The organism is Staphylococcus carnosus, assembly GCF_900458435.1.
Classification (GTDB): Bacteria; Bacillota; Bacilli; order Staphylococcales; family Staphylococcaceae; genus Staphylococcus; species Staphylococcus carnosus.
The window spans coordinates 240,367-255,525 of sequence record NZ_UHCT01000001.1 but is presented as its reverse complement, the minus strand read 5'-3'; the positions used below and the strand labels follow the sequence as shown (position 1 = coordinate 255,525).

Below are 15,159 nucleotides of genomic sequence, written 5' to 3'. Positions count from 1 at the left end.
TGAAACGCGAGAGTAACTTTACATCTTGTCATCTCATAGTCTTGTCGAGACACACAAATTCCCTGTATTTGATAGCATTTGAATTCAAGTTAACTGCAGCGCTATTTCCGAAATACAAATTACATATCGGCAATGATTGCGCTCTGCCAAAAAGGAGATGACCATTATGGATAACACTGATCAAAGCAAACAAGCAGCAAACGGACATGACAGCACAGAACGGCCTAAGAAAAAGAAAAAATTTAAGTTTAGAATGCCTGGTGCCTTCGCAATCCTCTTTATTTTAACTGTAGTCGCAGTTATAGCAACATGGGTGATTCCAGCAGGTGCCTACTCAAAACTATCGTATGAACCAGGTGCTCAAGAACTGAAAATTGAGAACCCTCATAAAGAAATCAAGAAAGTGCCCGCTACTCAAAAAGAACTTGATAAGATGGGCGTTAAAATACAAATCGAACAATTCAAATCCGGTGCCATCAACAAGCCGGTTTCAATTCCAGATACGTATGAACGATTAGATCAAAATCCAGCAGGACCTGGAGAAATTACCAATGCTATGGTAGAAGGGACAATTGAAGCAGTAGACATTATGGTCTTCATCTTTGTACTCGGAGGATTAATCGGTGTTGTAAGTGCCAGCGGTTCCTTCGAATCAGGATTACTTGCTTTGACTAAGAAAACTAAAGGACATGAGTTCATGCTCATCTTCATGGTTGCTGTCTTAATGGTATTAGGTGGTACCTTGTGTGGTATCGAAGAGGAAGCCGTAGCATTCTATCCGATACTGGTGCCGATATTCATTGCCATGGGCTATGACTCCATTGTCTGTGTGGGTGCCATATTCTTAGCCAGCTCTGTAGGGACAACCTTCTCTACTATCAACCCGTTCTCAGTAGTAATTGCCTCTAACGCAGCAGGTATTACATTTACTGAAGGTTTATACTGGCGTGTAGCAGGTTGTATCGTCGGTGCAATCTTTGTTATCGGTTACTTATACTGGTACTCTCAAAGAATCAAAAAGAACCCGAAATTATCTTATTCTTACGAAGATCGCAAGTCATTTGAAAAGCAATGGTCTGTTATGGGTAAAGACGCACATGCTGATAACTTCTCTTGGCGTAAGAAAATTATCTTGATTTTATTCGTTATCCCATTCCCATTAATGGTATGGGGCGTAATGACACAAGGCTGGTGGTTCCCAGTCATGGCTTCAATGTTCTTAGCAGTAACAATTATCATCATGTTTATTGCAGGAACAGGTAAAAACGGTTTAGGTGAAAAAGGAACTGTAGATGCCTTTGTAAATGGTGCATCAAGCTTAGTAGGTGTATCACTTATCATCGGTTTAGCCCGTGGTATCAACTTGGTCATGAATGAAGGCTTGATTTCAGATACCATCTTGCACTTCTCATCTACATTAGTACAACACGTAAGTGGTCCGATATTTATCATTATCATCCTATTTATCTTCTTCTTCTTAGGATTTATCGTACCATCATCATCTGGTTTGGCTGTACTTGCAATGCCGATTTTCGCACCGCTTGCGGATACAGTAGGTATTCCAAGATTCGTTATGGTTACAGCTTACCAATTCGGACAATACGCAATGTTGTTCTTAGCACCAACTGGACTGGTAATGGCAACACTGCAAATGCTCGACATGAAGTACTCTCACTGGTTCCGATTCGTATGGCCGGTTGTCGTCTTCGTACTTGTATTCGGTGGCGCAATGCTGATTACACAAGTACTCGTTTACTCATAATTCAATAAAAAACAAACCGATTATCAACAGTTGTGGTGAGCTGTGATTATCGGTTTTTCTTTATTATAAGTGTTTTTATGTTGAATTGTTTCACATTAAATAAGAGGGCCTCCGCCCTCTTATTCTGTCTTTTACTTTATCTCTTTTTCAGAAATGATAAATGTGCCATCACACACATTCATTTAAATTGTAATGCTTTTTTCTCTCTAATAAAAAGTGAGAAATCTTTAAATCAACCATTCAAATCGTTTTTGTGCATTAATTCTTTTGCTTACATTGTGTTTTACCAAGACAACAATGTAATACCAGCTTAACTTTCCTTAACATGTGTGTTTAATGCATACTTAAATATTTTCAGCGCTTAAAATCTCTAAGTATCAAAAAAACAACGTACATTTTGAGTTCAGTAATAATTAATAACCAGAAATAATCATTACAGATAACACATTTCTATTCTTTCCTTTTAGATTTTTAAAGCTTTCATGTCTCTCAAATATACTGCACATGCCGATTGGTTCTGACAGCTATTATTACCTTGATCAGCAGCTAGGTAATCATTGCCATCTAAACTTTTCTCACACAAACGTAAAGCCTTAAGATAAAATACAAAATTTTTAATTCAGGCCTGAACTATTTCATTTTGATGTTCGCTCAAATTCTAGGTGACTGACAATACACTTCACGTTTGTATGTAGTAAAATATTACCATTCCAATTTTAAAACGTCAACAAAATTATTTAAAATTTTTATACTTTAATTGATAATTTTTAACTCTATGGAGAATGGATAGTAATTTTTAAAAAGTAGAGATGTGTTAGTTTTATTTGTGCTATTCGATTGTATTTGTATTTGCAAAGATAATCTAATGCTTGTTTTCATTCGTCAAACTCTCCGAAAATACACTGCTACAATATTTAGTAATATTTTTTTCTAAAAATATATTTACAATGAACAAACAGAACTATATAATATATTTATCTTATCAAGAAAGGTTAGCAACTATAATCTTATCTGTCTCTATAGCCTTTGCTTCGATTCAACGTACAAGACAACAAGAATGCGAAATTATAAGCTGAATCCAGAAGCGGCCATTTCTGTAGCTCCCTTTCGCATATTTTTAATCAGTGTCTACATAAATATGTATCCTTTTTAAAAAGAAACTTCTTGTTATGCTCAATCGTTTTGAACACTCTTAGAGGAGAATACGCACTCTCATCTTACAGCAAGATGTAATTCAGAAATAAGCTGTTCGTTGTTGACCTTTTCTTGAGAAGACTTTATTTTATCGAAAATAAAATACATGAAAATTCATGGACTACTCCAACTTTGGAGTAGTTTTTTGTCTATAAATACCAAAAATACATTTTATAATGTGATAGCTAACGATTTATCGGGTATACAAAAGATTACCTATTTTGTCCATTAAATATATAAAGATTCAACTAAAAAGCAATGTGTTTCTTTGCGAAAAATTTGCCCAACGGTAAATTGGGATTTTCAGGCTATAAAGCGACACGATTTTTACTTTTTAAGTTATGTACTATTTCAAAATGGCATTATATAATTTAAATACTTATTTGCTCAACGCTTTAATCGGCAAATATAAAGTATGATTTTTCATTTAGAAATAGACATCAAAGGAGAAATACAAAATGAAACAGAAAAAAAGAGTTTTACAATTTACAAATCTTTACTTAGCGTTTACGGAGGCCACAGAAAAAGAAGACAAAGAAACCTTAAATATGATTGAAGATTTTATCAACGAATACCAACCGAATCTATGTATATTTACTGGAAATCAAATTTACGCAGAGGACAATGAAAAAAGTTTAGCACTTTATCAATCATTCTTAGAGTTTATGAATCGATTTGATATTAAAATTGCGACAACTTTCGGTAACCGTGATGCAGTCAGTCACGACATGAAATCTGAATTACGAAAAATGGAAACGAAAATTTCAAAGAACTATATAGAAAAACATTACAGTAAAGTAGTCAATCACAAAGAGGCTTATGTGATTGAAATCAAAGAACAAGATACACTGTTACATCAACACTATATGATTGATAATGGGATAGACGGAGTAATCGATCAAGCTCATATATCTTGGTTGAAGGACGTTCATAAAGCAACTTTAGATCAATATGGTTATGTACCGCAATATAATTTCATATTCTCACATAAACCTATTATTGAAATCGAGAATGTTATGCGTAACATGACAGCTCATAATAATGATGTTTCTAATTCAGAACAACTACTGTCTTTAATTAAAGAATTAGGTAATTTTGACGGTGCTTTTTATGGTAATGTATATGACAATGATTTTAGCGGCAATTATCAAGGTATTGATTTAAACAGTGGACGTACAAGTGGATTCAGTTTGTATACTAACCTTGCGCCAGGCGCTCGATTAATTGAGTTAGATGATGGTAAAAAGTACACTCATTGTATCGTTGAAAGCAAAGAAGATGATGCAGATGAATTATTAAGCGAAGCACAGCTGATGGAAGAAATCTATAATCTTTAAATTGAAAAAGAGGAAAGCCACTTCGAAATTGAGAAGCGGCTTTCTCTATTTTATTAAAACGATTAATAAAATCTGTCATACTAACAAATTTTATTCTATACATAAATTTTATGAATAAATTAATACTTGTGCTACTAACATTGCACCACCAAAGACCATTACAAATACTACAACTGGCCATACGAAACGCAACCAATGAGAATATTTCATATTCAGCATTTGTAATGTTGCCATAACCAAACCTGTCGGTGCTAAGAACAACATTGCATATTGACCAAATTGGTATGCTGTAACAATGACAAATCTCGGAATACCTACTGTATCCGCAAGCGGTGCAAAGATCGGCATAGATAATACTGCCAAACCTGAAGACGATGGCACGATAAATCCTAAGAAGAAGAAGATAATCAATAAAATAATAATGAATATCGGACCACTTACATGTTCAACAAGTGAAGAAGAGAAATTTAAAATCGTATCTGAAATCAAACCTTCATTCATAACCAAGTTGATACCACGAGCTAAACCGATAATAAGTGATACACCCACTAAGCTTGATGCACCATTTACAAATTGATCCACGACACCTTTTTCACCTAAACCATTTTCACCTGTTGCTGCAAGGAACATAATCGCAATTGTAAATGATAAGAACATCGCAGCCATAACTGGGAACCACCAGCCTTGAGACATTACACCCCATACCATGATTGGGAATGGGATAACGAATAGAACTAAAATGATTTTTTTACGTACTGTAAATATGTCAGAGCTGTTATTATTAGATACTGACCACATTTTTTCAAATGATGCTTTATCTTCATATGAATAAGAAGCTTTCGGGTCTTTCTTGATTTTTTGGCTGTACCAATATAGATAACCTACTACAAAAATAGTACCTATTATACAGCCGGCAATACGCCAATATAAACCTTCAGTAAATGTAATACCTGCTGCGTTAGAGGCAATTACCACTGAGAATGGGTTGATTGTCGCAAATGTCGTACCAATGGAACTTGCTAAGAAAATGGCACCTACACAGACAATGGAATCATACCCTAAAGCAATAAAGATAGGCACTAATACAGGATAGAAAGCAACGGCTTCTTCTTCAATACCGCACAGCGTTCCTCCTAATACCATTAAGACAGCCACCATGAAGATGAGCATAAACTCATGTCCTTTAGTTTTCTTTGTCAAAGCAAGCAAACCTGATTCAAAAGAACCACTCGCTTGTACAACACCAATTAATCCACCTAGCACTAAAATAAACACCATAATATCTACCGATTCAATCGTTCCATGCACCATACTAGTAGTAATTTGATCTAATCCTGCTGGATTTTGATCCAATCTTTCGTACGTATCAGGAATAGATATTGGTTTATTGATTGCTCCAGATTTAAATTGTTCAATATCAATTTTTACTCCGATTTTATCGAGTTGTTCTTGCGTACCTGGAACCATTTTCACTTTATTATGCGGATCAACAATTTTTAATTCCTGCTTGGCTGGTTCATATGATAATTTTGAATATGCACCTGCCGGAATGATCCACGTTGCGATTACTGCTACTACTGTGATGATAAATAAAATCGCAAATGCACCAGGCATTTCAAACTTTTTCTTCTTTTTAGCAGCTTTTTTATTTTTCAAACTCATATCTTCGCTCATTTCTTCATCTCCTCAAACACCAAAATCCACTTTTTTCATAAAAAGAGACCTGAAAATCCTGTGTTTAGTAGAAGGTTTTTTTCAGATCTCTGTCTTAAAATTTATTATTTTTTAATTACCGTACCAACTTTTCCTTCTAAGGCATCATCTAGTTTTTCTAAAGAAGTAATAATAACTTTACCTTCAGGATTATTCTCAATAAATTGTAATGAAGCTTCAACTTTAGGCAACATGCTGCCTTTAGCAAACTGATCTTCATCAATATATTTTTTCATCTCATCAACTGCCACTTCTGTTAAAACTTCTTGGTTGTCTTTACCGAAGTTGATGTAGATATAATCTACTGCAGTTAAGATAATTAATTGTTCTGATTTAAGGTTAGCTGCAAGCAATGCACTTGATTTGTCTTTATCAATTACGGCATCTACACCATGAAGATCTCCGTTGTTGTCTTTGTAGACTGGGATACCTCCACCGCCGCCAGAAATGACAAGGTTGCCTGCATTAATTAAAGTTTCAATACTTGTTTGTTCAATAATTTCAATCGGTTGCGGAGATGGTACAACACGACGATAACCACGTCCTGAATCTTCAACAAATGTATAGTTCTTTTCTTCAGAGACTTTATCCGCAGTTTCTTTATCGTAAAATAGACCAATTGGTTTTGTCGGATTAGCAAAAGCTTCATCCTCTTTATCAACAAGTGTTTGTGTAACAAGCGTTACTACAGGTTTGTCGATACCTAAATCGTGCAATTCATTCTGCAAACTTTGTTGCAAATGATAGCCGATGTAAGCTTGGCTCATCGCACCGCATTCAGCAAATGGGAATGATGGCCCTTGTTCATGATCTGCTGCGAAGTTCAAACCTAAGTTGATACTGCCGACTTGTGGTCCGTTACCATGACTGATAACGACTTCATGTCCTTTTTGAATCAACGCAACAAGTGATTTTGATGTGCTTTTAACTAACTCTAATTGTTCTTCAGGAGATTTACCTAGCGCGTTACCACCTAAAGCTACTACGATTTTTGCCATTTCTTGATGTCCTCCCTTGATGTGTATGGTCTATGATTATAAGTTGCCTAAAGTCGCAACCATAACTGCTTTGATAGTGTGCATACGGTTTTCAGCTTCTTGGAATACGACTGAATGTTTGCCTTCAAAGACTTCATCAGAAACTTCCATTTCTTTCAAACCATATTTTTCAAAGATTTCTTTACCGATTGTTGTATCAGTATTATGGAATGATGGTAAGCAGTGTTCAAAGATGACATGAGGATTTTCAGTTTTTTCAATCATTGCTTGGTCAACACGATATGGTTCTAATAACGCAATACGTTCTTTCCACACTTCATCAGGTTCACCCATTGATACCCAAACGTCAGTATAAAGTACGTCAGAACCTTTAACACCTTCATCGATGTTATCTGTAATAAAGATTTCACCGCCATTTTCAGCTGCTAATTCTTTACAACGAGCCAATAATTCATCAGTTGGATTTAATTCTTTCGGACAAACTAAGTTGAAGCGCATGCCCATAATTGCAGCACCTGCCATTAATGCGTTTGCCACGTTGTTGCGTCCATCACCAACATATGTGAAGTTGATTTCATGGTATGGTTTTTTCAATACTTCTTTAGCTGTTAAGAAGTCAGCTAATACTTGAGTTGGATGATCTTCATCAGTTAAACCGTTCCATACTGGTACGCCTGCTTCTTTTGCTAAAATCTCTACAGTACGTTGTGAGAACCCGCGGTATTCGATACCATCGTACATTCCGCCTAAAACGCGAGCTGTATCAGCTGCAGTTTCTTTTTTACCCATTTGGCTTCCTGTTGGTCCAAGGTAAGTAACATGAGCACCTTGATCATATGCAGCTACTTCAAAAGCACAACGTGTACGAGTTGAGTCTTTTTCGAAGATCAGCGCAATATTTTTACCTTTTAATGTTTGCTTTTCAATACCGGCATATTTTGCTCTTTTTAAATCTTCGGAAAGATTTAATAAGAATTCCATCTCTTTCTGTGAAAAGTCTAATAAAGTTAAAAAATTACGATTTCTTAAATTTTGCATTTTCTACACTCCTTGTGATTGATGTCACATACAGTGTAAGCGCTTCCTTAAATTAAGTCAATATAATTTTATACAATTTATTATTTAAATATTACAATTCTGTGAATTTAGAACAATAAATTATCTAAAAAGTTAATTCACAAATATAGTGTAAAATATCATTCTCAAAACTTTTGAATTATAAAAATAATGACATTGTTCTTTCAGAAAATACAAAATTAAGTGGTATTGTGTGAAAAATTCAGCATATAAAGTGTTGAAAGCGGTTTCTTATTTATGTATGATTGCACTAAACAAACATAAGGGGTGTGGTTTATGTTATGCAAAGTAAGGAAGAGAAGAATGCAAATGTAGAAAATGAGGAAACTGTTGAAAAGAAACGAAAACCATTAGGGGTAGGCGCATCGATATTCACACTGGGTATTATGATTGCAGCAATGTTATTTACGGTAGCGGTATTGAAAAAGGAACCGCACATTCCGTTGATGATTGGGACAGCTGTAGCAATCGGTGTTACGATGTTGCATGGTTACAAGTTCGATGAAGTCGAAGAGATGATGTATAAAGGGATTAGACATGCTTTACCAGCGATTGTCATTATCATCTTAGTCGGTCTGATTATCGGTTCTTGGATTGGCAGCGGTGTCGTTGCGACAATGATTTATTATGGACTTCAATTAATTGATCCAGCCTATTTCTTAGCTGTGGTCGTCTTATTATGTAGTATCGTTGCGTTAGCAATCGGTAGTTCTTGGTCCACAATGGCAACTGTGGGGGTTGCTTCTATGGGTGTTGGTATCAGTATGGGTATCTCTCCTGGTATGGTTGCAGGTGCAGTTATCTGCGGATCTTACTTCGGTGATAAAATGAGTCCGTTATCTGATACAACAAACTTAGCTTCTGGTTTAACTGATGTAGATTTATTCGATCACATTAAACATATGATGTACACTACAATTCCAGCTTTAGTTATTACATTAATTACTTTCTTCTTCTTAGGTCAACGCTTCGGTAATAAATATTTTGACGCTAAGAATATTGAGAAAATTTTGACTACTATGCAAGATAACTTTGTTATCTCGCCTTGGTTACTTTTAATCCCTCTTGCAGTTATTGTACTTGTTGTATTTAAAGTACCAGCTATTCCAGCAATTTGTGTAGGTATCGTTTTAGGTTTCTTTGCGCAAATCTTTGTGCAAGGCGGTTCATTAACTGACGCACTTACTGCATTACAAACTGGTTATACAATGGAATCTGGCAATAAAATGGTAGATGAACTATTTAACCGCGGCGGTTTGGAATCTATGTTCTATACGATATCTTTAACACTCGTGGCAATGACATTTGGAGGCGTACTTGAATACTCAGGTATGTTATCAGCATTAATCAATGTCATCTTGAAATTCGCTAAAAATACAGGTTCATTGATTGCTTCTGTTATCGTATCTTGTATCGGTACAAACTTCACATGTTCAGAACAATATATTTCTATCATCGTGCCAGGTCGTATGTATGCACAAGCTTTCAAAGATAAAGGTTTACATGCGAAAAACTTATCTCGTGCATTAGAAGACGGCGGTACACTAACTTCTGTCTTCGTTCCATGGAATACTTGTGGTGTATTTATCGCATCAACATTAGGAGTGACTGTCTTTGAGTATGCGCCGTTTGCGATATTGAACTTCTTAGTACCAATCATTTCAATCATCTTTGCATACACAGGCTTCAAAATTGTTAAATTGCCGAAAGAAGACAATGAAGGTGCTGATGTTAGAAAAAAGGCGCCGTTACCTAATGATGCAGACTTAGCTTAATCAATTTGATAGCTAACTTATTTCATATGCATCAATGACATTATAAAGTACACTCTGCTTTTCCAACTTTATAGAGCCTTGCACTGATTTACAGTGTGAAGGCTCTTCTTTATTTAAAGTATTCTTTTTTTTATAAAAATCGCTCCCCACTTTCATTATCTTAATATTAAAAAGTAGTGCCTTATTTACCATTTAATATTTTGAAGTTAACTGTATTTTCCTACTATTTAATATAAAAATGTATAAGAAAGCGGTTTCTCTAGATGTATAGAGGGTCTTTGCTTATAATCTCGTTTTAACACTGATAAAATGAAGAAGTATACTTTTCTGTTAAAAAGAAATTTGCGTTTAAGATAGGAGGATTTGTAAGATGAACAAACCAGATTTAGTCGAACCTCGCAATTTCAATATTGTATCTGAAATTGAAAAATATGCGAAAGATGAATCAAAGGTTGCGATAATTTTTGAAGATGATGCGGGTGAGGAAACAAAAGTAACGTATGCAGACTTAATCCGCAAATCAAACCGTATGGGGAATTTGTTTAAACAACACGGTTTGAAAAAAGGGGACACACTGCTTATCAAAATGGAACGCAGTATCGAAACATATGAAGTTTATATTGCCGCATTGAAGTTAGGTGTATCGCTGATCCCTGCTTCTGAAATGCTGCGTACGAAAGATTTACAATATCGAATTACACATGGTGAAGTAGATGCAGTATTATCTATCGCATCTGGTGCAGATGAATTCGAAGGTGTAAATGAATATGATGATTTAACAAAATTTATTATCGGCGGTCAAAAAGATGGCTGGGTAGATGTCGATAAAGATGTACAAAATCAAAGCGATGAACTTGAAATTGTAGACACTGATCGTGATGATGTGGCGTTCTTGCCTTATACATCTGGAACAACAGGCAACCCGAAAGCAGTAGTACATACGCATGGTTGGGGTTACGCCCATATGCAAATGGCACCGAAACATTGGTTGAACATCCATGAAGATGACATTGTATGGGCTACAGCTGCCCCTGGTTGGCAAAAATGGGTTTGGAGTCCTTTCTTATCTACAATGACTTCTGGAGCCACTGCGTTCGTCTATAACGGCCGTTTTGATGGCACAAAATACCTTGAACTACTTCAAGACTATCAAATCAATGTTTTATGCTGTACACCGACTGAATACCGTATTATGGCTAAATTGCAGAATTTAGATCATTTTGATTTATCTCATTTGCATGATGCTGTATCTGCAGGTGAACCGCTTAACCAAGAAGTGGTAGAAAAATTCCAAAATACATTTAATATCACAGTACGTGACGGTTATGGTCAAACTGAAAGTACATTGCTTATCGGTTTGCTGAAAGATGTGCCTGGACGTCCTGGTTCAATGGGAAAAGCTATTCCTGGCAGCGATGTCTTAATCGTTGACGATGAGGGACAGCCGGTAGAACCTGGTATTGTAGGTAATATTGCAGTGCCTGTAGATTTACCTGCCTTGTTCAAAGGCTATTTCAAAGATCCAGAACGTACACAAGAGCGTGTCGCAGGCGATTATTTCTTAACAGGCGACCGTGCAAAAGTTGATGAAGACGGCTATTTCTGGTTTGAAGGTCGTGCAGACGATATTATTATCAGCTCTGGTTACACAATTGGACCATTTGAAGTCGAAGACTCGTTAACAAAACATCCTGCAGTTAAAGAAACAGCAGTTGTCGCTAGTCCGCACGAGCTGCGCGGTAATATTGTTAAAGCATTTGTTATCTTGCAAGACAGTTATGAAGAAAGCGATGAATTGGTACGTGAACTTCAAAACTTTGTAAAATACGATGTAGCACCTTATAAATATCCACGTGCCATTGAATTTGTTGAAGAATTGCCTAAGACAAACTCTGGTAAAATCCGTCGCGTAGAATTGCGTGAAGCAGAGATTGAAAAATATAATCATGAACATGAATAACAACTAAGCAATTTATAGATTGTATAAAGGAAGCCCTGGCAAATTATGCTAAGGCTTCCCTTTTTTATCTGATTCATTTTTCCTATAAAGTTATGATCCAAGTGATTTTAATAATATATACAAAAATACCCAGTTCACGAATATCGAATCTATCGATATCATGAACTGGGTTATTAATTATGAATGCATTTCTGTATTGATTGTTTCTTTTACTTTTTCCATATCTTTATGGACATCAATATCTGGTTTTTTAGTCATTTTACTAACAATGATTGTTACAAGTACACTTGCGATGATACCTGGAATAATTTCATATAGGTTGAAGAAATCATTGACTTCACCTAATGGTTTCACAAATACAATCCACAAGATTACAACTACTGCACCAGAAAGCATACCGCTGATAGCACCTGTACGGCTTAAACCTTTCCAGTAAAGTGACATCACAACAAGTGGACCGAATGCCGCACCGAAGCCTGCCCATGCATTACCTACTAAGTTTAAGATTGTATCATTTGGTGACCATGCAATTGCGATTGAAATACAAGCAACAACTAATACTGATAAACGTCCTACAAGTAAGAACTCTTTTTCACGTTTCTTCGCAGCATCTTCACCACGAATCAATTTATAAAAGTCTTCTGTTAAAGAACTAGATGTAACTAGCAACTGAGAAGAAATCGTACTCATAATTGCGGCTAAAATAGCTGCAAGCAAGAATCCGCCAACAAGCGGGTGGAATAGGATTTGACCCATTAAAATAAATAGTGTCTCTGGGTCTTTCAGTTCTACGCCTTTATCTTGTACGAATGCAATACCGATTAATCCCACAAAAACTGCTCCGATTAAACTGATTGCCATCCAACCGATACCAAAACGTCTTGCAGTTCTTAATTGCTTCACAGATTTAATACTCATAAAACGAACGATAATATGCGGCTGGCCAAAATAACCAAGTCCCCATGCGAAGAACGAAATAATACCGATAAATGTAGTACCTTTAAACAAATCAAGGTTTGTTGGTTTCAAGTCTGTCACTTGATCAAATGTATCTAAACCATTCAATTTCAAAAGTGCCACAATAGGTACCATGACCATGGCGATTAACATAATTACACCTTGGAAAAAGTCAGTAAGTGATACTGCAAGATAACCCCCGAAGAATGTATATGCAATCACGATAACTGAAATCAAAATCAGCCCCCAATGATAATCTAATCCAAATGCACTTTTGAAAAGTTTACCACCAGATACCATACCGGCATGTGTATAAAGTGTAAAGAATACTACGATTATTCCCCCAGAAATAATCTTAATCAAATTTGAATGATCTGCTAAACGGTTTCTGAAAAAGTCTGGCAGCGTAATAGCATCTCCAGCTTGTTCTGTGTACACACGTAATCTTGGTGCGACAACGATATAGTTGATATATGCACCGAGCGTTAAACCAATTGCGAGCCAAGCAGCTGAAAGTCCAGTTGTATAAACTTCCCCTGGTAATCCCATAATCATCCAACCACTCATGTCAGATGCACCAGCTGATAGTGCGGTAACGTACGGTCCAATACTACGACCGCCTAGCATATATTCGCTGACATTGCCTGTTGCTTTTTTATAGCCGTACCAGCCGATAACAAGCAAAATCAAGAAATAAGCGCCGATCATAATGTAAGTTCTCCAGTCAGGATTCACCTGCTGGGATAATGTTGCTCCTAAAGTAAACATGTCTAAAATAACATCCTCTCAAATTATTGTTATAAAATGTACGGATCGTTCTTAGGCATTGCAAGGAGCTGAAGGTGCGTACTGAAAGATGATAATCACTTTGAGAAAAACATTAAGCATACTTTCATCATCACAAATGTGATGGCATGAATGATATAAACTGTCCCCACGATTCATAAAAATTCTACGCTATGATATTTTGTTTTTTCACTTATGCATTCAACGCTAATATTGCAAAATCTTTCTACCCCTAGTTGAATGTTTGAATCGATATAAATTATGTAAGACAGCATTTCATGTGAAAAATTTAAACCCTTTGTTTATGTAACATTCAGTTCTATCTTTTGCTGTGATGATACATATTCAATTAATGATTGTTAGTAATCATTAATTACGATTCAGAATTTTGTGATTAATCAAAATATTATTTCGAAATCCTTCATTTCCTGCAACAAATAATTATTAACTTTTTAGCAAAGACATTACTTAGCTTAACATAACCAATTTTTTTATCAAATTGCACATGATGAAATGATACCTATTTGCCCCATTTTTCTGAAAAATTTAAGCGTGTTCGTGACTAAAGCATCAGTGGTTACAGCGATTTTTAAATTTTTTCTAAAAAAATTTCATTTGATACCGTTTTCAGAGGGTGAATTTCAATAACAAGCAGTCAATTTTGAACTCCAATAATAAAGACCATCACTCCATAGATGGTCAATTTAATAATGATTTACCGATATTTTGTGTAATCAATTGTGTATCGGCTTCTATCAGGTTTAAATGTTGTAAATTTAAGGCAATTTGATTATCTTTAGTACCTACAAAATATGCTTTTACTGCATGATTCAATAATTGAATATCATTTACATCGTTACCAAATGCGATATAGTCTTCATTTCGAAGATATTTAATCAAAGTTGTATATTTATTTATATTTTCAGCTGTAATATCTATGTTCCGATCATTATCATGAAAGTTTATAGAGAGTTGATCAGACAGCTTTTCAATATGTTTTTTCAACAATGGATAATTATTTGAAGGTATGTCTATCAATATTATTTTAATCGGCGTACTAATCTCTTCTAATTCAATATTTTTTGCAAGGTGATCTGGATCCAATTGCTTATATATTTTATAATCACTTGACAAATTAGAAGCATAATTAAAATCATCATCAACGATATACTTTAAATGATATCGATGAATCAAATTTTTTATAGTTACAAAACTTGCTGCATCAATTGATTGAACAACTTCAATTCCATCGTCGTTTTGCACAATAGAACCATTACCCCCAATAAGCAGCCGACTGTTAAAATTTTTAACAACAGGAATCAAATCTCGAATAGGTCTGGCAGAAGCAAAAATAATATTATGTTTCTGTTGTAATGCTGTTATTTGATTAGATAACTCGTCTTCTATGTATTGGCCGTTAAAACAAATCGTTCCATCCACATCAAATACAATGTTCATATATAGACTCTCCTCTCTATTTATAGCTTATTCTAAGTCTATCATATCAGTATTTTAGACACCCGAGTGTCTACCTTCAGACAAACTTCAGTGTGACTCGCCTCTTTGCTTATGCGTTGATAACTTACTTTCCCTATTTATA

9 protein-coding genes are annotated in these 15,159 nt (G+C 35.4%); 4 read left to right on the top strand and 5 right to left on the bottom strand.

What is annotated here, in order from left to right:
* Positions 1 to 166: 166 nt before the first annotated feature.
* On the top strand, positions 167 to 1,762 hold the full coding sequence (locus DYE31_RS01110; RefSeq protein ID WP_015901491.1) for a YfcC family protein: 1,596 nt from the start codon (positions 167 to 169) through the stop codon (positions 1,760 to 1,762).
* A 1,652-nt stretch (positions 1,763 to 3,414) separates the two neighbouring features.
* Entirely contained in the window at positions 3,415 to 4,293 is an 879-nt protein-coding gene (locus DYE31_RS01105; RefSeq protein ID WP_015901492.1) for a metallophosphoesterase family protein, read from the top strand.
* A gap of 108 nt (positions 4,294 to 4,401) precedes the next feature.
* Here the strand turns inward: DYE31_RS01105 and DYE31_RS01100 are convergent, their stop codons facing one another.
* The 3 genes from DYE31_RS01100 to argF form a co-directional block, all read right to left on the bottom strand.
* Positions 4,402 to 5,967 (bottom strand): YfcC family protein, encoded by a 1,566-nt coding sequence (locus DYE31_RS01100; RefSeq protein ID WP_015901493.1) that lies wholly within the window; start codon positions 5,965 to 5,967, stop codon positions 4,402 to 4,404.
* A gap of 104 nt (positions 5,968 to 6,071) precedes the next feature.
* Complete coding sequence (arcC, locus tag DYE31_RS01095) at positions 6,072 to 7,004, bottom strand: carbamate kinase (protein WP_015901494.1); 933 nt, start codon at positions 7,002 to 7,004, stop codon at positions 6,072 to 6,074.
* A gap of 36 nt (positions 7,005 to 7,040) precedes the next feature.
* Positions 7,041 to 8,042 (bottom strand): ornithine carbamoyltransferase, encoded by a 1,002-nt coding sequence (gene argF / locus DYE31_RS01090; protein WP_015901495.1) that lies wholly within the window; start codon positions 8,040 to 8,042, stop codon positions 7,041 to 7,043.
* Positions 8,043 to 8,362: 320 nt separating this feature from the next.
* On the opposite strand from argF, the gene nhaC reads away from it, so the two are divergent.
* Complete coding sequence (nhaC, locus tag DYE31_RS01085) at positions 8,363 to 9,856, top strand: Na+/H+ antiporter NhaC (RefSeq protein ID WP_015901496.1); 1,494 nt, start codon at positions 8,363 to 8,365, stop codon at positions 9,854 to 9,856.
* Between the two features lie 370 nt (positions 9,857 to 10,226).
* On the top strand, positions 10,227 to 11,816 hold the full coding sequence (gene mbcS, locus DYE31_RS01075; RefSeq protein WP_015901497.1) for an acyl-CoA synthetase MbcS: 1,590 nt from the start codon (positions 10,227 to 10,229) through the stop codon (positions 11,814 to 11,816).
* Positions 11,817 to 11,993: 177 nt separating this feature from the next.
* Here the strand turns inward: mbcS and putP are convergent, their stop codons facing one another.
* Complete coding sequence (gene putP / locus DYE31_RS01070) at positions 11,994 to 13,541, bottom strand: sodium/proline symporter PutP (protein ID WP_015901498.1); 1,548 nt, start codon at positions 13,539 to 13,541, stop codon at positions 11,994 to 11,996.
* 717 nt (positions 13,542 to 14,258) lie between these two features.
* Entirely contained in the window at positions 14,259 to 15,017 is a 759-nt protein-coding gene (locus DYE31_RS01065; RefSeq protein WP_015901499.1) for an HAD-IIB family hydrolase, read from the bottom strand.
* Between the last annotated feature and the right edge of the window lie 142 nt (positions 15,018 to 15,159).